Source organism: Eggerthella sp. AM16-19 (genome assembly GCF_003474385.1).
Lineage (GTDB): Bacteria > Actinomycetota > Coriobacteriia > Coriobacteriales > Eggerthellaceae > Senegalimassilia.
The window spans coordinates 13,288-33,603 of record NZ_QUCY01000006.1 but is presented as its reverse complement, the minus strand read 5'-3'; the positions used below and the strand labels follow the sequence as shown (position 1 = coordinate 33,603).

Annotated in this window: 17 protein-coding genes; 12 read left to right on the top strand and 5 right to left on the bottom strand. The window is 60.4% G+C overall.

What is annotated here, in order from left to right; genetic code table 11:
• Positions 1–148: 148 nt before the first annotated feature.
• A complete protein-coding gene (locus DW178_RS03590) occupies positions 149–1,036 on the bottom strand; it encodes a LysR family transcriptional regulator (RefSeq protein ID WP_118349736.1) in 888 nt (295 codons plus the stop codon).
• Positions 1,037–1,419: 383 nt separating this feature from the next.
• Between DW178_RS03590 and DW178_RS03580 the strand changes: the two genes are divergently transcribed.
• Positions 1,420–1,782, top strand: a complete 363-nt coding sequence (locus DW178_RS03580; protein WP_286168492.1) for a hypothetical protein — start codon at positions 1,420–1,422, stop codon at positions 1,780–1,782.
• A 15-nt stretch (positions 1,783–1,797) separates the two neighbouring features.
• On the top strand, positions 1,798–3,453 hold the full coding sequence (locus tag DW178_RS03575; RefSeq protein WP_118349734.1) for an ABC1 kinase family protein: 1,656 nt from the start codon (positions 1,798–1,800) through the stop codon (positions 3,451–3,453).
• A gap of 6 nt (positions 3,454–3,459) precedes the next feature.
• Here DW178_RS03575 and DW178_RS03570 read toward each other — a convergent pair whose 3' ends face one another.
• Both DW178_RS03570 and DW178_RS03565 read right to left on the bottom strand, forming a co-directional pair.
• The gene (locus DW178_RS03570; protein WP_118349733.1) at positions 3,460–3,876 is read right to left on the bottom strand and encodes a hypothetical protein; all 417 of its coding nucleotides are present in this window, start codon (positions 3,874–3,876) and stop codon (positions 3,460–3,462) included.
• 219 nt (positions 3,877–4,095) lie between these two features.
• Positions 4,096–4,698 (bottom strand): GNAT family N-acetyltransferase, encoded by a 603-nt coding sequence (locus DW178_RS03565; protein ID WP_118349732.1) that lies wholly within the window; start codon positions 4,696–4,698, stop codon positions 4,096–4,098.
• Positions 4,699–5,365: 667 nt separating this feature from the next.
• Between DW178_RS03565 and pheS the strand changes: the two genes are divergently transcribed.
• The 5 genes from pheS to DW178_RS03540 all read left to right on the top strand — a co-directional run bounded on the left by pheS (position 5,366) and on the right by DW178_RS03540 (position 11,510).
• Positions 5,366–6,448 (top strand): phenylalanine--tRNA ligase subunit alpha, encoded by a 1,083-nt coding sequence (gene pheS, locus DW178_RS03560; protein WP_042436848.1) that lies wholly within the window; start codon positions 5,366–5,368, stop codon positions 6,446–6,448.
• A gap of 211 nt (positions 6,449–6,659) precedes the next feature.
• Positions 6,660–9,155, top strand: a complete 2,496-nt coding sequence (pheT, locus tag DW178_RS03555; RefSeq protein ID WP_118349731.1) for a phenylalanine--tRNA ligase subunit beta — start codon at positions 6,660–6,662, stop codon at positions 9,153–9,155.
• A 127-nt stretch (positions 9,156–9,282) separates the two neighbouring features.
• Positions 9,283–10,167, top strand: a complete 885-nt coding sequence (locus DW178_RS03550; RefSeq protein ID WP_118349730.1) for a methionyl aminopeptidase — start codon at positions 9,283–9,285, stop codon at positions 10,165–10,167.
• 328 nt (positions 10,168–10,495) lie between these two features.
• A complete protein-coding gene (locus DW178_RS03545; protein ID WP_147363802.1) occupies positions 10,496–10,702 on the top strand; it encodes a hypothetical protein in 207 nt (68 codons plus the stop codon).
• Positions 10,689–11,510 (top strand): hypothetical protein, encoded by an 822-nt coding sequence (locus DW178_RS03540; protein WP_118349728.1) that lies wholly within the window; start codon positions 10,689–10,691, stop codon positions 11,508–11,510. Before DW178_RS03545 ends, DW178_RS03540 begins: the two co-directional genes overlap by 14 nt.
• A 65-nt stretch (positions 11,511–11,575) precedes the next feature.
• On the opposite strand, the gene DW178_RS03535 is transcribed toward DW178_RS03540, so the two are convergent.
• Both DW178_RS03535 and DW178_RS03530 read right to left on the bottom strand, forming a co-directional pair.
• Positions 11,576–12,004, bottom strand: a complete 429-nt coding sequence (locus DW178_RS03535) for an FKBP-type peptidyl-prolyl cis-trans isomerase (RefSeq protein WP_118349727.1) — start codon at positions 12,002–12,004, stop codon at positions 11,576–11,578.
• Positions 12,005–12,113: 109 nt separating this feature from the next.
• The gene (locus tag DW178_RS03530; protein WP_118349726.1) at positions 12,114–13,424 is read right to left on the bottom strand and encodes a glutamate-cysteine ligase family protein; all 1,311 of its coding nucleotides are present in this window, start codon (positions 13,422–13,424) and stop codon (positions 12,114–12,116) included.
• A 167-nt stretch (positions 13,425–13,591) separates the two neighbouring features.
• Here DW178_RS03530 and DW178_RS03525 point away from each other — a divergent pair, with 167 nt between their 5' ends.
• Genes DW178_RS03525 through DW178_RS03505 form a run of 5 tightly spaced genes read left to right on the top strand, consistent with a single transcriptional unit; the run spans position 13,592 to position 20,141 of the window.
• Positions 13,592–15,415 (top strand): polysaccharide biosynthesis protein, encoded by a 1,824-nt coding sequence (locus tag DW178_RS03525; protein WP_286168491.1) that lies wholly within the window; start codon positions 13,592–13,594, stop codon positions 15,413–15,415.
• Positions 15,412–16,476, top strand: coding sequence for an N-acetyl-gamma-glutamyl-phosphate reductase (gene argC / locus DW178_RS03520; protein ID WP_118349724.1), 1,065 nt, complete (start codon positions 15,412–15,414; stop codon positions 16,474–16,476). The genes DW178_RS03525 and argC overlap by 4 nt, the downstream gene beginning before the upstream one ends.
• A 45-nt stretch (positions 16,477–16,521) precedes the next feature.
• The gene (gene argJ, locus DW178_RS03515) at positions 16,522–17,847 is read left to right on the top strand and encodes a bifunctional glutamate N-acetyltransferase/amino-acid acetyltransferase ArgJ (protein WP_118349723.1); all 1,326 of its coding nucleotides are present in this window, start codon (positions 16,522–16,524) and stop codon (positions 17,845–17,847) included.
• Entirely contained in the window at positions 17,844–18,842 is a 999-nt protein-coding gene (gene argB, locus DW178_RS03510; RefSeq protein ID WP_118349722.1) for an acetylglutamate kinase, read from the top strand. The genes argJ and argB overlap by 4 nt, the downstream gene beginning before the upstream one ends.
• A 33-nt stretch (positions 18,843–18,875) precedes the next feature.
• Entirely contained in the window at positions 18,876–20,141 is a 1,266-nt protein-coding gene (locus DW178_RS03505; RefSeq protein WP_118349721.1) for an aminotransferase class III-fold pyridoxal phosphate-dependent enzyme, read from the top strand.
• Positions 20,142–20,316 lie beyond the last annotated feature (175 nt).

The window sequence follows — 20,316 nt, the reverse complement described above, 5'->3', positions numbered from 1 at the left end:
CATGTGCCGCCCCCGCTTCGGTTTTGGGGTAGGTCTGCGTTAGGCGGGTTGCCGCGCTTGCGGTTGTTTGGGGTAGGCCTGCGTTAGGCGGGTTGCCGCGCCCGCGGCGATCGAGGCGGTTCGCGGCTGGGCGACCGTCTCTTCGCCTTTATCGTTGCTCGTAGCGCTGCGCCACCCACGTGCGCACGGTCTGCACGAACGCCCGCGTGGCGACCGAGGCGGTGTCCGCAGATCGCATGGCGATGGATATCTCCCGCCGCATCTCCAGATGCGGCGGGAGCACGGCCAAGGGGAGCACGGTATCTTCAAGCAGCAATCCTGGCAATATGCTGAAACCCAGCCCTTTGCTCACCATGTTCATAACGCTGTAGTCGCTATCGACGGCGAAACGCACGTGCGGTTTCACCCCGCTGTTGCGCAGCAGCGCTTCCGCTTCCTGCATCGATCTGCTTCGCGGCTGGATGAAAGGCTCCTCGGCAAGCGTTCGCACGGGGACGCGGTCGACATGTGCGAGCGCATGGTCGGGCGGCAGCAGCACCATGATCGGGTCGTCGTGCAAGGGGATGGTTTTAAGCGCCCGTTTTGCGGGCGCGACCAAAAACCCGCAATCGGCATCCCCGTGCCATAAGGCGCGTTCGAGCTCCGCTTCGTCGTCGATGCACATCAGATGCAGCTCCACGCCGGGGCATTTCCGCTCAAAGGCCTTCACCATGCCGGGAAACCAATGGGTGGAGATGCTGGTAGGTGCGGCTACGCGCACTACGCCGCGCTCCAGGCGCCTAAGCTCGGCTATTCGGCTTGCCAGCTGCCGTTCGCCGTTGCAAACGTTGGAGATCCACGGCAGCAGGTCCTCGCCTTCGGCTGACAGGTGGGCTTCCTTGTAATCACGTACGACCAATTGCACGCCCATTTCCTTTTCCAAGGAAGATATCATGCCGCTGATGCCTGATTGCGAGTAGCCAAGATCGTTCGCTGCTTGCGTGAAGCTGCCGGTCTCGGCAACGCGCAGCAGGGCATGGTATTTCGGGTTCACCATATGATGCTCCTTTGTGGGATGCAGCGGTTTTCACAAGCGGCGGCGATGGTCTCGCGCCGCGACGATGCGGACGGGTTGCCCGCACGTGCGAGCCCGGCAAGTTGGCACGATAAGCGCATGGGGGGAGGCCCCCAGCAATTGAGCATTGTAGCTGCAAGGGGGCCTGCTGCATCCGGCAAGGCAAAGGAGAAGGCCGCGAAGCTCCTGTTTACGCGGGGGACCGGTATCGTGGCGGCCCTTGCCTTGGTGCGACCGCCGAGGCGCGTAAGGTATCGTTTCGGCTTCAACTTCGCGCTTGAGGTCGCCTGCGCGGCCGGGCGTGTTGCATTATAGGCATGTAGGGGCTTGCCGAATGTGCGAGCGTATCGAAAGGGGAGTCTGATATGGCAACGATCGGCGATGGTTTCAAGGACATCTTCCTGGCTGGCGTGGGGGCTATGGCCATCACGGGCGAGAAGGCCACAAATCTGGTGAGCACGCTTATCGCGAAGGGCGAGCTTACCGTCGAGCAGGGCAAGCAGATCAACACCGAGCTTGCGCATAAGGCGGCCAATGTCGCGCAGTCCGCGCGCTTCGATGCGCTTGAGGCGCGCATGTCGGTCATGACTCCCGAGGAGCGCGAGGCCTTCGCCGCGAAGGCGGCCGAGATCGCGGCGCGCCCGGCGGCGCAGCCTGTGCAGGAGCAGCCGCAGGCGGAGGACTCCCAGAAGCCTTCCGAGCAGGCCGAAGCGTCCGCCGAGCAATAGGGGTCGCGTGCTTCCATGGCCGACAACACGCTGTTGAAATACTTCTTCTCGTCAGGTTCCGAGGTGGACCCCGAGGGGCAGTTCAACCTTACGCGCAAATCGCGCACGCAAAGGCTGCGCGAGATATACACCATCATGCAGAAGCATCATTTCACGAAGGGGTTCACGCCCGAATCCTTCCGTAGCATGCTGGAGGGCCTGGGTCCTAGCTTCGTGAAGATCGGGCAGACGCTTTCCACCCGTTCGGAGATCTTGCCCAAGGCCTATTGCGACGAGCTGAAGAAGCTGCAGGCAAGGTCGAAGCCGCTTCCGTTCGACGAGATGCTCGCGGCCATGGACTCCATCTACGGGGACGAACGCGAGAAGCTGTTCGTCGAGATCGACCCCAAGCCGCTCGGAAGCGCCTCCTTGGCGCAGGTGCACAAGGCGCGTCTTGCCGACGGCAGCGTGGTGGCGGTGAAGATCCAGCGACCAGGCGTGCGCGCCACCATGGCGCAGGATATCGACATCATGCGCATCGTGGCGCGGCAGGCGTCGCGGTTCATCAAAGACGGGCAGATGCTCGACTTGCGTGATGTGGTCGAGGAGCTGTGGGCAACGTTTCTCGAGGAGACGGACTTCAAGCGCGAAGCGGCCAACCTGCAGGAGTTCGCGCTGCTGAACAAGGATGTGGCCTTCATCGCATGCCCGAAGGTCTATCCCGAGCTGTGTCGCGAGAACATCCTGGTCATGGAGTACGTCGACGGCATCCCCATCGATGATTTCGAGAAGCTGCGCGCTGCAGGATACGACTTGCAGGAGATCGGTGAGAAGATCCTGGACAACTATGCCACGCAGGTGCTGGATTTCGGCTTTTTCCACGCCGACCCGCATCCGGGCAACATGCTGGTGCGCGACGGGAAAATCGTCTACATCGACCTTGGCATGATGGGCCGCTTATCCCCGCGCGACCGCGCGGGGTTCGGCTCCATCATCAACGCCGTGGGGATGCAGAGCGCTTCAGAGCTCAAAGACGCCCTGCTGGCGTTCGCCATCCAGCGCGACAACAACGCCATCGACCATACGCGTTTCCTGGCAGACCTTGATCTGCTGTTGAAAGACTACGGTTCATGCGACGTCAGCGCCATCGACGTCGGCCAGCTGCTCTCGGATATCCTGAACCTCACGCGTCAATGCAAGGTCACGCTGCCGCCGTCCATCACCAGCGTGTCACGCGGCATCGTTACCCTTGAGGGCACCGTCATGCCGCTCATTCCCAACGAGAACATGGTGTCCATCATCAACGCGCATATCCAGCGCACGAAGGATGTGAAGGCTGAGATGATAAGCGCCATGCAGGAGCTGGCGCTGGCGTTGCGCGCCGCGGGATCGGGCACGCTGGATACGGCGAAGTATGCAGGTCAGGCGCTGCGCATGCTCACGCGCGGGCAGGTTAAGGTGAACATGGAGGTCCTGGGCTCCGAGGCGCCCATGCGCAGCCTTTCGATTATCATCAACAGGCTGTCGCTGGGCATCATCGTGGCAGGCCTGTTCATCGGCTCGTCCATGGTAGCCCTGTCCACCATGGAGCCGCGCGTTCTCGGGGTTCCCGTGCTGTCCTTCTTCGGATATCTGGGCGCGTTGGTACTGTCCATCTGGGTGGTCACGGATATCTTGCGAAAGCGACGTTAGCGCTTGTTACGACTTCATCTTCGTCTCCGTCTTGCATTTCGGGCATACCACGCGCATCGTTCCTTTCCCGCGGGGCACGGAAAGCTCCTGCCCGCAATTCTCGCAGCGGAAGTACTTCGTGGTCTTGCGGTTGGACCATTTCTTCTTCGCAAGCTCGTAGCTGCGGCGGGGTTTGGCGGACAGGCGCAGGTACTTCTGGTTCTCTCGGCGGCGTTTCCCGATGTTTTTCGAGCAGGTGCGCCAAATGGCCAGCGCCATCGCCGCAAGCGCGACATAGGAAAGCCACCCGCAATGCGGCAGGATGGAAGCCAGCATGGTGATGATGCCCAGCGCTACCAGCGCGTTGCAAAGGTCGTCGTTGCCGTAACGGCCTTGCATCCATACGGCAGTGCGTTGAGCCAATCGTTGGAAGAAGTTTCTCATAGAGGTGCCTAACGTTTTGGTGATGCGGCGTATCGCGCCCTGTAAGGTGAGTTTGCGGCCTCCCGGGGCGCGGTGTCTACTGTATTGCTCTTTGCCTAGGGGGCGGGGTGCATGCTGGTGGGCGTTACCTAATGGTTCCCTTTTTCGGCACGGTTTTGCGACGGGGGCGAATCGTTGTGGGACGACGCGTCCATCTCCGGCTCCGACCAAGCCCGCGTCTTATCGCAGGGACGAGTTCGCTCGATCCAGGATATCCTTCACCGTCTGCGGCTGCTGGTCGCACAGCAGCGGGAAGGGCATCGGGGAAGCAGGATCGTCCTCGAACCGGTCGGTCAGGAACTTCACGTACCAGGTGACGTCATGCCATTGCCCGCACGTGAAGCCGGCGTGTCGTTGATGTCCCATCACTTCGAAGCCGAGGCCTTCGTGCAGGCGCTGGCTGGGGTCGTTCGGGCTGGTCACAATACCGTACACCGCTTTGATGCCCTGTGCAGCGCATAGCTCGATGAGCGTGTGGTACAGCACGGCGCCCAGGCCATGGCCTTGCGCGGCGGGCGCAAGATACACGGAAAGCTCGGAGTTCCATCGGTATGCGCCGCGGTCGCGCAGCTCATGGGCGTAAGCGTAGCCAACCACCTTGCCGTCAAGCTCGGCAACCAGGTAGGGATGGGCGGCAAGCACGCCGTCCGTGCGGGCCTGAAAGGCCTCGCGCGTGGGAATTTCTTCCTCGAATGTTATGGATGTGTCTATGTAGGGCGCGTAGATGCCCAAGATGGCGTCGGAGTCGGCGCTGGTCGCAAGGCGGATGACGGGAGTGGTCATGAAAAGGGCTCCTTCTCGTTTTCGATCAAGAGCCCATGGTACTACTGCTTTGCGGGGGTTGCGTGATGGTCGAGATGACGCCCGATTCCTACGCTGGACTCTTCTCTGCCAAGATCAGCCCGACTTCGTCATCGGTCGATTCGTGATTCGGGGCGTGCTTTGCCGGCGCGATGCGGGCGGATTGCGGGGCATGCTGCGGCCTCGCCTATTCCAACGCCGGGTGGTCCCTGCTTGTTTCCACGAGGCCTAATCCTTCTTGCGCCGGGTGCGCGCGATATGGAAAACGCTACGAATCGCCGATGTTTGCGGTATACTCCGTAGGCACATGCATAGACGAAGACAGCGGCGCGCATCATCGCGGTCGGCAGAGACGGGTTTCATCGGCTGAAAGGACCCGGGCGGCAAGCGCGTTGATTCCCTTCCGAGCATCATGGTTGAAAGCGGGGCGCGGCAAGCGCGGACGTTTTAGTAGGCCGTGGCGGGTGCCTCCGTTATCGGGGCGAATGAAGCGGGCGGTTCGCGCAGGTGCGCGTCCGTCAACCAAGGTGGTACCGCGAGAGCCTTCTCTCGTCCTTGGACTGGGTGAATCCCAGGCCAAAGGCGAAGAGGGCTCTTTTTTATTGGCCGCATACGGCGGCCATCGGCAAATGTGGAAAGGATCGGACACATGGCAATCGTGGACGAGCTGTCGGCGTTGCGCACGAGCACGCTGGCCGCCATCGAACAGGCTGCGGACACTTCCGCGCTCGAGGAGGTGCGCGTGGCGGTGCTGGGCAAGGCCGGCACGCTGACGGGTTACCTGCGCGGCATGGGCCAGGTGGCGAAGGAGGAGCGCGCCGCTGTGGGCAAAGCGGTGAACGAGGTGCGCGGCGCCGTCGAGGCGGCGCTCGAGGAGCGCAAGCGCGCGCTTGCCGCCAAGGAACTCGAGGCGGCTATCGATGCGGCGGCCGTCGACGTCACGCTGCCGGGCCGCGGCCAGCAAGTGGGCACGCGCCATCTCATCAACGCCATCACCGATCAGATCTCCGAGATCTTCCTGGGCTTGGGCTACACCGTGGCCCAAGGTCCCGAGGTGGAAACCGACTACTATAACTTCGAGGCGCTCAACGCCCCGGCCGATCACCCCAGCCGCAGCATGCAGGACACCTTCTACGTGGTCGATCGCTCCGGCGAGGAGTCCGCGGTGCGCGGCGAGTCCAAGGTGCTGCTGCGCACGCAGACCTCCGGCGTGCAGGTGCACGTCATGGAGCAGCAGAAGCCGCCCATCTACATCATCGCCCCGGGCAAGGTGTATCGCCGCGACGTGGCCGACCCCAGCCATCTGCCGCAGTTCACGCAGATCGAGGGTCTGGTCGTCGACAAGGGCATCTCGTTCGGCGACCTGAAGGGCACGCTCGACTACTTCTGCAAGCAGATGTTCGGCCCCGACCGCAAGACGCGCTTCCGCGCCCACTACTTCCCGTTCACCGAGCCTTCCGCCGAGGCCGACGTCAGCTGCGGCGTGTGCGGCGGCACGGGTCATCTGCACGACGGCGAGCGTTGCCGCATGTGCAAGGGCACGGGCTGGCTGGAGATCCTGGGCTGCGGCATGGTCGACCCCAACGTGCTCAGCATGTCGGGCATCGATCCGGAGGAGTATTCGGGCTTCGCGTTCGGCGTGGGCGTCGAGCGCGTTGCGTGCTTGAAGTACAACGTCCCCGACCTGCGCATGCTGCTCGAGGGCGATATGCGCTTCCTTCGCCAGTTCTAGCCCTGTTTGCTCGACGGCGGCGAAGTCGCTCGACGGCGCGGATCGGCGGAACCTAGCTTGGGTTTTCCGCTTTCGGCGCACGGGCGATGGCCGTGCTCGGCTTGATCGGACGCGTTTGATACGGTGCTTCGCCATCAAGGCCGATTCCGGCAAGCTCGGCCGTCCCACTGATTTTCATCGGCCTTGGCCGATGTCATAGAAAGAGAATGTCATGAAAGTATCGCTGAAATGGCTGAACGAATACGTTGAGGTCCCTACGGATATCAAGGCGTTCTGCGACAAACTCGACCTTACGGGAACGGGCGTGGAGGGCGTTGAGACGCTTGGCGCTGCGTTCGACCATGTGGTAACTGCCAAGGTCCTTAAAAAGGAGCATCATCCCGACTCCGATCATATGTGGGTGTGCTCGGTCGACGTGGGCGGGCTCAACGTCGATAAAGAAGGTAACCCCGAGCCGCTGCAGATCGTCTGCGGCGCCCAGAACTTCAACGAGGGCGACCATATCGTCACCGCCATGGTGGGCGCGGAGCTGCCCGGCGATGTGAAGATCAAGAAGTCCAAGCTTCGCGGCGTCGCCAGCTTCGGCATGAACTGCTCCGCGCGCGAACTCGGCTTAAGCGGCGACCATGACGGCATCATGATCTTGCCCGAAGATGCCCCGGTGGGCGTCCCGTTCGCCGAGTACGCCGGTCTCACCGACACTGTGCTCGACCTGGAGATCACTCCGAACCGCCCCGATAGCCTCTCCATCGCCGGCCTGGCTCGCGAGGTGGGCGCGATGTATCGTCGCGACTGGAACGACCCGCTGGCAGAGATGGCCGCCAAGCTCCAGCTCGATGCCTCTGCAACCCCCGTTGACGAACAGGTTCAAATCACGGTCGAGGATGCCAAGCGTTGCCCGCGCTACACGGCGCGCGTCATCCGCGGCTGCAAGGTGGGCCCCAGCCCCGACTGGATGGTCGAGCGCCTTGCTGCTATCGGCCAGCGCTCCGTCAACAACATCGTCGACGTCACGAACTACATCCTGTTCCTGTTCGGCCAGCCGCTGCACGCGTTCGACCTGGACAAACTGAAGAATGCCGATGGTCGTGCGCACATCGTGGTGCGCGCCGCGCAAGACGGCGAGCCGCTGACCACGCTTGACGGCGAGAAGCGCACCCTTACCAGCGACATGACCGTCATCTCTACCCCTGAGCAGGGCGCGGTTGCCTTGGCCGGCGTCATGGGCGGCCTTGACACCGAGGTGACCGACGATACGGTGAACATCCTGCTGGAAGCCGCCACGTTCGAGGCGGGCCGCACCAGCCGCACCAGCCGCAACCTTGGGCTTATCAGCGAAAGCTCCATGCGCTATGAGCGCGGTGTGGACGACCACGGCGTCGAGGCGCGTTCCGCCGCCGCGGCGGCTCTCATTGTGGAGGTTGCCGGCGGCACCGTAAGCGCCGCCGCGGCCGACGACCAGGGCATCATCGACGTGTGGCCCGAGCCTAGCACCGCCGCGCAGTTGAGGTTCCGTATCCCGCGCTTCCGCTCCATGATGGGCGCCCAGATCCCGCGCGAGTTCATCGTCGAGATTCTGGAGCGCTTGGGCTGCAAGGTCGAAGATACCGCCGACGAGGACGTGCTGGACGTGGTTTCCCCCACCTTCCGCCCCGACCTGCCGCGTGAGATCGACCTGTACGAGGAGGTGCTGCGCCTGTACGGCATGGATCTCATCCCCGAGACGCTGCCCGGCGGCCGCGGCCGCTTCGGCGTGCGTTCCCATATGGAGCACGTGCTGGATACCGTCAACCGCACCATGACCGCATCCGGCCTCAACGAGACCATGACGTATTCCTTCGCCGAGCCCACCGAGCTCGAGCGTCTGCGCATACCCGTCGAGGGGCTGGGCGATCCCGTGGAGATCATCAACCCCATGAACTCCGACCAGTCGGTCATGCGCCAGAGCATCATCCCGGGCCTTTTGCGCTCGGTGGCGCACAACCAGGCTCGCGGCGTGAAGAACATCCAGCTCTACGAGCAGGGCATGGTGTTCTTCGCTCACGAAGGCAAGAAGCAGCCTAAGGAGCGCCGTCGTCTGGCCGGCGTCATGGCGGGCGCGTTCGGCGATGCGGCCTGGAACGTGCAGCCCGCGGCGTTCGACTTCTTCGATGGCAAGGGCGTCGTGGAGAACCTGATGCGCGAGCTGGCCATCCCGAAGGTCCGTTACAAGGCGCTGTCCGCGCAGGAGGCCCCGCATCTGCAGCCCGGTCGCGCCGCCCAGGTGCTCTCCGGCGGCACGGTGCTCGGCTGGGTAGGCGAGCTGCATCCGCTGGCTTGCGCCGCCTATGACGCGCAGGCGCCCGTGGTCGCCTTCGAGCTGGACGTCGAGGCGCTCGCCAAGGCCTGCCGCCCTGCGCGCGACTACGTTGACGTGCCCACGTTCCCGGCCGTTTCCATCGACCAGGCGTTCGTGGTCGACGAGGATGTCACGCACGAGCGTCTGGAGCAGTGCATGTCGTCTGCGGGCGGCAAGCTGCTGGCCGAGGTGCGCCTGTTCGACGTGTACCGCGATTCCGAACGCATCGGCGAGGGCAAGAAGTCCATGGCGTATGCGCTGACGTACCGCGCCGCTGATCGCACGCTTACCGGCGAAGAGGTCGATAAGGCCCACGCGAAGCTGGTGAAGAAGGTCTGCGGCGCCACCGGCGCCGAGGTCCGCGCGTAAAGGCGATCAGCCCACGTGCTAGGGAAGCCGCCGAGTCCATGCCCGGCGGTTTCCTTGTTTTAGGCGGATTCTAAGACTTAACCATGGCTAACAGCGTTACAATGAAGCGCAAACGAAAGGATGCGGTATGTACGATAATCTGAAAAGCCCCGGGCGCAACGACGAATGCTGGTGCGGCAGCGGGCGCAAATACAAGAAGTGCCACCTTGATTTCGACGAGCGTCTGCAAAGCCTCTATGAGCAGGGCTTCGAGGTTCCCCAGCGCAGCTTGCTGAAAACGCCGGAGGAGATCGAGGGCATCAAGAGAAGCGCCGCCATCAACATCGGCGTGCTGGATCTTGTGGCGGAGCGGATCGGCGCAGGCGTTAGCACCGAGGAGATCGACAAATGGATCTATGATTACACCGTCGAGCATGGAGGCATCCCGGCAGACCTTGATTACGAGGGTTACCCGAAAAGCGTTTGCACGTCCATCAACGAGGTCGTCTGCCATGGCATCCCGTCTCCCGATGATGTGCTGAAAGACGGCGATATCGTCAACGTCGACTGCTCCACCATCCTGGACGGCTACTATTCCGATTCCTCGCGCATGTTCTGCATCGGCGAGGTGTCCGACGAGAAGCGTCGCTTGGTGGAGGAAACCAAGAAGGCGCTGGAAGCCGGTCTTGCCGCGGTGAAGCCGTGGGGATTGCTGGGCGATGTGGGCGCCGCGGTGCACGAATACGCGCACGCGCAGGGCTTCTCGGTGGTCCGCGAGTTCGGCGGCCATGGCATCGGCTTGGAGTTCCATGAAGATCCCTTCGTAAGCCACGTGTCCGACCCCGGAACGGGCATGGTGCTGGCTCCGGGCTGCTGCTTCACCATCGAGCCGATGATCAACATGGGGAGCCATGATATCGATATGACCGATCCCAATGGGTGGACCGTCCGCACCGCGGACCGCAAGCCCTCCGCTCAGTGGGAAGTGCAGCTGGTGGTCACGGAAACCGGCTATGAGCTTCTGAGCTGGTAATCTTTCATCCCGGTAGGGAAGTTGGGCAGCATAGCCCTCCCTGCCGGGGATTTTTTCACTTTATAACGAACAAACGTACGAAAGCGTGCTATACTCCCGTCAACACATCAGAGCCAGTGCAAGCGCCTCCTTCCAAGGTCGCCCGTAGATGGCAGCGGTGTTCCTCGCTGCCCGTTCCACGCTTGCAAGATCCTCTCCGTTTTTGGAACAATCGAAGAAGGTGTTTGCCATGTCCGGTAACGGGTCTGTGTCTTGCTGTGCGCAACCAGGTGCATTGGTCGTTATAGCGGCGCTTCCGCTCTGTCAGTTGCGCGATGCACTCGATGCAATGGAATATCAGCTGTTCGAAGAGGGCTTTATCCCGGTGGGATACGACGGAGAAGGCGCTTGTGATTGGCCGGATATCGATCGCCTGGAGTATGGCTCGGCCATCGACCAGGTTTTGTCTGGTGCCTTCCCGCTTCGATGCGCATGCGTTATGGATTGCGCCGATGCCGTGTCCCTTGTGCAGGAGGTCGGCCATGTTGTGCTCTGATCTTCTTTGGGATGCGCAGTCGGTGTCTCGAAAACAGGTGCCCACGTTACAGGATGCCTTTCTGTGCTGCGATAGGGAAACGCTGCTTTCCATGGTCGAGCAGGGTTATGCGCGTCGATTGCCGGGGTGGGGTCAGGCAACTCCGCAGCAGCGTCGCGTCGCCCGCAAACGCATGGGTCGCGCATTGGAGGCCATGCTCGACTGCGCGGTGAAGCGCAAAAGCGGCAAAGCCCTATGCATATTCCCCGAAGAGCGCTTCGTCGTGCATGCGCGGCGGGGCCAGGCATGCATCGAGCGTTTGGTGCAGGCGCGCGTGGCGGATCTGTCTGCGGGCGCTGTGCGGCAAGGCGTCGCTGAAGGCGTGTGCCTGTTCGGCTGCGCTCCCTGGTCGCAGGTTCTTTCGTATCGCGTATGGCTCGAAGGCCCCTGGGATTGCTGTGAGCGCTACATGGTCCTTGCAAGTGCGTTCTGGCATCTGACGCATCAAACGCCGGTGTCGAGGCAAGGTGAATCGAGCTTTGGGGCCTTCAGCGCATCATCGGAAAGCGCCCCTTCAAAGACAGGCGCGCAATCCCTGCCTCGTTGCGATTGCTCGTTCGCAAGCTGCGAAGGCGCGTTGCCTTCTGCCGACTCCATTGGCAGGCTTGCGGCGGTGCGAGCCGCGTCCATGGGCTTGTATGTTCCCGATGCCTTGGAAGAAGCGTGCCAAGAGCGCCTTATCGCCAGGGTCGATAAACTTAATCAGGCCTGTGAGGGCGATTTTCTCAACAGGGTGGAAAACCTTATGGGCCGGCTGCAGGCAGCATAGCGTCCCGTAATGAAAAGGAGGGCCTCGAATGAGCGGCCCTGAGGTACCTTGAAAAGCTATATCGACTAGTCTTCGATCTCCACCAGCGTGATCTCGAAGTTCAGGTCCTTGCCTGCCAGTTCGTGGTTCATGTCAAAGGTTGCCACGCCATCTTCGATCGACTGCACGAACACAGGGAAGATCTGGCCGTCGCCGCTTTGCATATACACCGTCTTGCCAACGGGAAGCTCGTTGCCGTTGGGGATCTGATCCAAGGGGATGCGCTGCACCAGTTCCTCGTTGCGCTCTCCATAGGCGTCGGCGGCGGGGATGTGCACGGTTTTGGTCTCGCCTTGCTCCATAAGCTCGACTGCCGCATCGAAGCCGGGGATCATCTGCCCGGCCATGCACGTGAACTCCAAGGGCTCGCCACGATCCAAGGAAGAGTCGAACTTCGTGCCGTCGTCCAGCGTGCCGGTGTAATGAACCTTGACCTTTTTGCCTTTGTTGCTCATCGAAACGTCTCCTGTCGTATGGGTATTTCGCTCGGTTAAGTCTACCCGACAAACCTGAAGCCGGGCTCGGTAATGACGGGGAACCGCGAAAAGTTCCCTTGCTGTTGCTTTACGCTTCCTTGGATTCCCTCTCTGCCAGGTCGGCAAGCGTGACCCGTTGGGCTACAAGGCGGGAAAGGGGTTCAAGGAGCGCGCGGTCATCGGGATCCAGGCCGTTTTCGGCCAACCCGATAACGCGGTCGCACAGGTCGGCTACCGGCGCTCCGTAAACATGGGCGTTGTAGCCGCACTCCATCAGGGCATCTTTCGCCCTCTCGAAAGCGTCGGCGTTTACGTTAGCGAAAAGGGCTTCAAGCTGTCGCAGGTTGCCTTCGTTGTAGAACAGGCCCTTGATAAGGGCGGCATAGGCGATCACGTAGGGGATGGGCATGGAGTCCGCCGGGCGGATTTCCAAGTATGTTTTCAGCCGCACGTCGGGGAATTGCATGGAAACCGCGTGCTCTACTTGCTTTCGGGTCATCGGCTTGTCGGCGTACAGCTGTCCAAAGGTCTGTTCGCAGTAGCGCCAGCCCTCGTTCTCGTCGGGCGCTACTATAGCGGGCGTGTCCAGCACGTACTCCGCGTAGTCTTCGAATGTGAAGCCGCTCGAAAGCGCGCCGGGCACAAGGCCGCATCGGTCGCTGTCGGTATGACGCCATATGTCGGTTCTCATCAGCTTATGTTGGCGCGGCTTGCCTTCGAATATCGGCGAATTGTCGCAGATCAGGCTTAAGATAGGGGTAAGCGCATAAGCAATCCTCATTTTTCGGAGGCAATCCTGCTCGCTTGTGTAGTCGATGGAGATCTGCGTTGAAGCGCTGCCTCGCATCATGCAGGGGCCGTAGATGTCCTTTGAGCCAAGGTATCGGTTCATGAACGCGTAGCGGCGTTTGGGTATCAAGTCCAGGCTGCGCGCCGTGGCTGTGGGATGGTAGCCTTGCGCTACCACATGCATGCCTTTGGGGGCAAGCATGTCATCAAGCGTTTTCCGATATGCGGTAAACGTCTCCTGGGCCTTTTTCAAATCATCGAACGGCCCCGCTGATAATTCGATTTGGGCGGCAGGCTCGATGGTGATTGCCTCTCCCGGGCGAGCTACGCCAAGAAGGTCGCCCTCTTCGTCTACCGTCGCTTGCGGATAGGATTTCCTTAGCTGTTCAAGCAGATGCGCGATGCCGTTCTCCTCACTGTATGAGACGGGGGAGCCGTCGGCGCGCACAACGGTCTGCTCCAGCTCGATACCCAGTTTCCCGTGCGATTCAGCGGGTTTGATGCCGCTTCGGAAAAAGGCCGTCAACGCTTCGATATTGCGTTTGCGAGCAGGTTGGGAGGCGTCGCTGCTGGCGACGTCGGTATGATTTTCGGGGACTGGAATATTCATGTAACAAGCTCCTTGGCCGGTAATATCGCTGCAATCATACGCCAGTTTGGCTACAATAGGCCTTCAGTCGGCAGCCTTTGTAGGTAATCTGACACTATGAACTGTTCTATTTGAAGATGAAGACGGGGCCGGGTTTGGACGTGCATATCACAAAAAGAACAGCGCTTTTGTTGCTGCTCGACATCATCGCCACGTATCTGTCGTATTGGCTTGCATCTATTCTTACCAACGTAAAGGGAGAGGTGTTCGTCAATAACGAGATCTACTTCGTGCTGGGTATCCTCGCATTTATCAATGTCGTGGTTTTGGCGACGTTTCGCCTGTACAACAATTTATGGGAATATGCCAGCATCGATGAGGTTATCCAAATCGTCGGCGCAACCGTGCTCGGCACGTTGGGCGGCGCCGTGTTTCTATGGATTATCGGTATCAGGCTTCCCATCAGGGTATTCGTTGTTTCCTGCTTCCTTCTGATCTTCTTCATGGGCGGCATCCGCTTCGTGTTCCGCTTTATGCGTCAAAAGGGAAGGGCTATCGCCTCGTCGCAGCGCACATGCGACCGCCCGCGCACGCTGGTGGTCGGTGCGGGCGAAACGGGCTCGTTGGCAATCGGGCGCATGGCGTCGAAAGACCCGCTCATGCCTGGTATCCCCATCGTCGCCACTGACGATGATCCCGCAAAGCGGGGTCAACGCATCCATGGTGTGAAGGTCTCTGGCGGAACCGCTGACATCGTCGATCTGGTCGATCGCTACGATATCGAGCAGATCGTCGTAGCCATCCCCTCGTCAACGCCAGAGGAGCGTAAGCGCATTTACGGCGAATGCACGAAAACGGATTGCCGTTTGCGCACGCTGCCTAATGTTCGCGCACTATCCCTCGATGAAATCGGGGATGTAAGCCTGCGCGACGTCGATGTGGCGGACCTGCTTGGTCGCGAGGAGATCGTTCTGAATACCCGTGCGGTTTCCGGTTATATCGCCGGCGAAACCGTGCTGGTCACTGGCGGCGGCGGTTCCATCGGCAGCGAGCTGTGCCGTCAGCTGTGCACGGTGGCGCCTGCTCGCATCGTCATCTTCGACATATATGAAAACGATGCGTACATGCTGCGCAACGAGCTTCTGTCCGAATATGACGACATCGATATCGTCATCGAGATCGGTAACGTATGTGACAAGGAGCGCGTCAACGAGGTGTTTGCGAAATATCGCCCGGGTGCGGTGTTTCATGCGGCTGCCCATAAACACGTCCCTCTTATGGAGCATTGCCCGCGCGAGGCCGTTCACAACAACGTATTCGGCACGTTGAATGCCGTTCGTGCCGCTGATGCATATGGGGCGGCGCGCTTCATCTTCATCTCCACCGATAAGGCGGTTAACCCCACAAGCGTCATGGGGGCGACCAAGCGCATGGGCGAAATGATCGTGCAGTACTATGCTCGCACGTCGAAAACCATTTTCACCGCAGTGCGTTTTGGCAATGTGCTCGGCTCTAACGGCAGCGTGATCCCCGTCTTCCAGCGCCAAATCGCCGCCGGTGGGCCTGTTACCGTTACTCATCCAGATATCGAGCGGTTCTTCATGACCATCCCCGAGGCGTCGCGATTGGTTATCCAGGCGGGAGGCATGGCGCATGGCGGCGAGATCTTCATTTTGGATATGGGTGAACCCGTCAAAATCGTCGATTTGGCAAAAGGCCTTATCCAGCTGCAAGGCCTTACGCCGGACGTGGATATCAAAATAGAGTTTACGGGTCTGCGTGAAGGTGAGAAGATGTACGAGGAACTGCTCATGGACGAGGAGAGCACGCTTCCCACCGATAACCAGTCCATCATGATCTCCACGGGCCAGGAAATCAGCTATGATCAGGTTGCCTCGAAGCTCGATGAGTTGGAAAATGCGCTTTCGGCAACTGATGGGGAAGCTATTCGCATGCTTGAACAGGCGGTCCCAACGTACCATTACACCTCGAATGGGAAGGGCATAGTATGAGCATCAAATGCGGTATTGTCGGTGCAGCCGGCTTCGCTGGCATAGAGCTGGTCCGAGTTGCGCTGCGACACCCCGAGTTTGAATTGGTCGCCGTTACCTCAAATGAGCTTGCTGGAACTCCCGTGGCCAAGGAATATCCTTGCTTCACGGGAGCTACCGACCTTGCCTTCTCCAGGCATGACGACCCGGTTCTCGATCAGTGCGATGTCGTGTTCCTTGCCGTGCCTCATACCGCGGCAATGGCAATGGCCCCTCGTATCGTCGATCGCGGGGGCGTGGTGGTCGACTTGTCCGCCGATTTCCGCTTAAAGGACCCTGCGGTTTACGAGCAGTGGTACAAAGTCCCTCATACTCAAACCGAGCTGCTCAAGCGCGCCGCCTTCGGCTTGCCCGAGCTGTTCCCCGACGACCTTGTCGCCGCTGCGCAGCAGCGCAAGGAAGGCAAAGGGGCGGTCGTCGGTTGCGCTGGCTGCTATCCCACGGCAACCACGCTTGCTGCAGCGCCTGCCGTGCGTCTCGGCCTTGTCGATGACGAAGCTCCAATCGTCGTAGATGCCATTTCGGGTGTGACGGGTGCAGGCAAGAAGGCTACGGCGCGCACTCATTTCTGCTTCGCCAACGAGAATCTCGAGGCTTACGGCGTGGCAACGCATCGCCATACGCCTGAAATCGAGCAGATCTTGGGCGTTTCCGACCGCTTGGTGTTCACTCCTCATTTGGCGCCGCTGAACAGGGGCCTTCTGTCTACGGTGAATCTGCCCTTGGCAGCTGGGGCAACGCGCGATGTGGCGAAGATCGTCGAGAGCTATAGAGAGTTCTATCGAGACAGCGCTTTCGTAACGGTGCTCGATGCGGGGGTTATGCCCAAGACGTCTTCCGTCGTGGGCACGAATTGCGCTCATATCGGGCTTGCCGTCAATGAGCGGGTTGGCATGCTCATTGCCGTCGGAGCCATAGACAACCTCTGCAAAGGCGCTGCTAATCAAGCTGTTCAGTGCGCTAACATTGTGTTCGGGCTGCCAGAGGACCTTGGCCTCGATAAGGTGGCGGTTCCCGTATAGCCAATCCGCCCGCCGTTTCGGCGGGCGTTTCAGAAGGAGGGCGTAATGAATCATGCAGTTTCCGCTGCGTCTAAGGGGGACGCGGTGAAACCTCTGCATAACGCAAGCACCGCCGACTCCTACGCGGATCTGCCGTTTTTGCCGGCAGGCGGCGTTGCGTCGGCGAAGGGTTTCAAGGCTTGCGGCATCCACGCAGGATTCCGCGCTGATCCAAAGCGTTTGGATTTCGCGCTGGTGGCAGCCGATCAACCGGCGGCGTGCGCCGCGGTGTTCACCACGAACGTGTTCTGCTCGGCTCCAGTCACGGTGTCCAAGGAGCACCTTGATGGTGCGGGGTACGGTATCGCGCGCGCAGTGGCCATCAACTCGGGTATCGCAAATGCGGCTACCGGGGATAAGGGTCTTCAGACGGCGCGCCAATCGTCCGGCATCGTCGCCGATGCCCTCGGTTGTCCGGCGCAGGAGGTTTTGGTGGCGTCCACGGGCGTTATCGGCCAGCATCTGCAGATGGAGCCGTTCGAAAGCGGTGCGCCTTTGGCCGTCTCGGCGTTGTCTGCTGCGGGAGGTGCCGATGCGGCTCGCGCCATCATGACCACGGACACCAAGCCGAAGGAATTCGCCGTAACGTTTAGCGGAAGCGGCTTGGGCTATGACGGATGCGTGTTCACGGTGGGCGGCATGGCAAAGGGCTCGGGCATGATCATGCCCAATATGGCCACCATGATCAGCGTCATCACCACCGATGCGCCCGTGGCTGCAAATCACCTGCATAAGGCCCTTTCGAAGGCGGTCGGGATCAGCTTCAACAAGATCACCGTCGACTCCGATACCTCCACGAACGACTCGTGCTTCCTTCTGGCAAGCGGTGCGGCGGCACCGCAAGGTGCTGTGTGCATGCAGCCCGGCACGCCTGCCTTCGACGCGTTCGAAAACGCGCTGCGCACCGTCTGCGTTGCACTTGCCCGCGAGATGGCGGTCGATGGCGAAGGTGCCACGCGCCTCATCACCGTTAACGTAGCGGGGGCGGCGAATCCGGAGGATGCGGACAAGGCGGCGCGCACTGTGGCCAATTCGCCGCTGGTGAAAACAGCGGTTTACGGGCACGATGCTAATTGGGGCCGTATCGCCGCAGCGCTTGGCAGGTCCGGCGCGACGTTCTCCCAAGGCAATGCGGCCATCGACATCATGGGGCTTCCGGTATGCAGAAAAGGCTTAACCGTGGAATTCGATGAGGACGAGGCGCTTCGTCGTTTCGAGGAGCCCGAAGTGGTCATCGACGTCGACCTTGGCGTTGGTAACTGCGCAACAACCATGTGGACATGCGATTTCTCGCACGAATACGTCACTATTAATGGAGATTACCGCTCATGAAGTACGCAAAGGATACGCGCCCCGAGGGCGCATCAACGGAGGCAGCTAAGATCCTCGTCGAGGCGCTGCCGTGGATCAAGAACATCACCGGTAAAACCGTCGTCATCAAATACGGCGGATCTGCCATGGTCGATGAGAAGCTGCGCGCGGATGTCATGAGCGACATCGTGCTGCTCAAGATCGTCGGCGTGAACCCCGTCATCGTCCATGGTGGCGGAAAGGCCATTACCAGGGCGATGGACCTCATGGAAATCCCCGTTGAGTTCAAGGACGGCCAGCGCGTTACCACGCCCGAGGCCATGAATCTAGTCCGTACCGTCCTTATGGGCGAGGTCAACCAGGAATTGGTCGAGGCCTTGAACCATCATGGCAATTTTGCCGTGGGCGTCTCCGGTGCTGATGGCGGCGTTATCGTAGCTGAGCAGGCAAGTCCTGATTTGGGTCGTGTCGGTCGCATCACGCGCATCAATCGCCCTCTGCTCGACGACTTGGTGGCATCGGATTATATTCCGGTTATCGCATCGGTCGCAATCGGAGAGGACGGCGGCTTCTACAATGTCAACGCCGACATGGTTGCGGGCCATATCGCCGCCGCCATCGGCGCTCATAAGGCGGTGTTCCTTACCGACGTCGACGGCCTGTACGAGAACTTCGAGGATAAAAGCTCGCTCATCTCCAACCTCACCGTGTTCGAGGCGCGCTATATGGTCGAGAACAACGTGGTGTCCACGGGCATGATCCCGAAGCTGAAGTCGTGCATCCATGCGCTGGAAAACGGCGTGCAGCGTGCGCATATCATCAACGGAACCACGCCTCATTCTCTGCTGCTCGAAATGCTTACCAGCACCGGTGTCGGCACGACCATGCATTCCACCGAAGAGGCCTATCGTTTCGATAGCCACCCTCTGGGCAAATTCGCTTCGAAGCTTCTGGAGAACCGTGAAGAAGTCGAGGCCGCTCAGAAGGCCTCTATCCAGAGTCCTTCCGCGCATTAAAGAAATCGTTACCTTACGAAGGAAGTTGATAGCATGTCGCTAGAGCAACAGCAGGAACTCGAATCGCAATATGTGATGCATACGTTTGCCCGTAAGCCCGTCGAGCTCGTTTCCGGCAAGGGTATGGAAGTCGAAGATGCCGAGAGCAATACATACCTCGATTTCATCGCGGGCGTCGGCGTGTGCAGCCTCGGTCATTGCCATCCCGCCATCACCAAGGCTCTGCAAGACCAGTCTCAGCGCTTGATCCACGTGAGCAATTACTACTACATCGAGGGCCGTGGCGAGCTTTCCCGTAAAATCTCCGGGTTGCTCAATGGCGGGGATCCGGCAAGCCCCGAGCCGTGGCAGACGTTCTATGCAAACTCCGGAGCCGAAGCAAACGAGTGCGCTATCAAACTCGCTCGCTTGTATGCTCGCAAGAACGCCGAAGAGGCTGCCCGTGCCGCAGGTGAGGACGATGCCAAGATCAAGCAGGCGTTCGATGGCGCTCCGCGCACCATCGTGGTTCTTGATCGCAGCTTCCATGGACGAACGCTCGCAACGCTTGCTGCCACTGCTCAGCCCGCGAAGCAGGAGGCGTTCCAGCCCTTGCCCGGTGGTTTCGTAAGCACGCCTATCAATGACATCCAAGCTCTTACCCGTCTGTTCGAGCAGCAGGGCCATGATATCTGCGCCGTCATGCTTGAGTGCATCCAGGGCGAAAGCGGCGTGCATCCGTGCACGAAGGAATTTCTGGAGGCGGTGCGCAATCTGACCAAGGAGCATGGTGCTCTTATGGTGTGCGACGAGGTTCAAACCGGAATCTTCCGTTGCGGTACCCCGTTCGGCTTCCAGCATTTCGGAGTCACCCCCGACATCGTGACCATGGCGAAGGGCATCGCCAGCGGAATGCCTATGGGCGCCTGCGCTGCCCCCGCCCATATCGCAAAGGCATATCAGCCTGGTGACCACGGCTCCACGTTTGGCGGCAGCTGCTTGGCGGTAGCAGCCGCAACGGCAACGCTTGACACGCTTTCCAATGGTTTTCAGCAGCATGTGCAGGAAACCGGCGAATATATGCGCCAGCAGCTTGCCGGCGTGTCCAAGGTCAAGGAGGTCCGCGGCGTCGGTCTTATGAACGCCATCGACTTCGATGAATCGGTCGATGCGCCTGCTTTGGTTCAGAAGGCGCTGGGCAAGGGCCTTCTTCTCAATGCAACGGGCGCCCATACCCTGCGCTTCCTTCCGCCGTTGGTGTGCGAGAAGGGCGACATCGATGCGATGGTCGAGCGTCTGAACCAGATAATCGAAGCCTAAAGGCTCTATAACGCCTGCTAAGGGTCCATGTTGCGGCGTGGATCCTTAGCATCCATACGGATGAGATTTCAAGGCAACGTTTAGCTGATACAAGAGAAGCGGCATATTCTTCGCTAATTTAAATTTCATCCCGCTGCTCATCAAATCTTGCGGTATTATGAATTGCATATTCTTG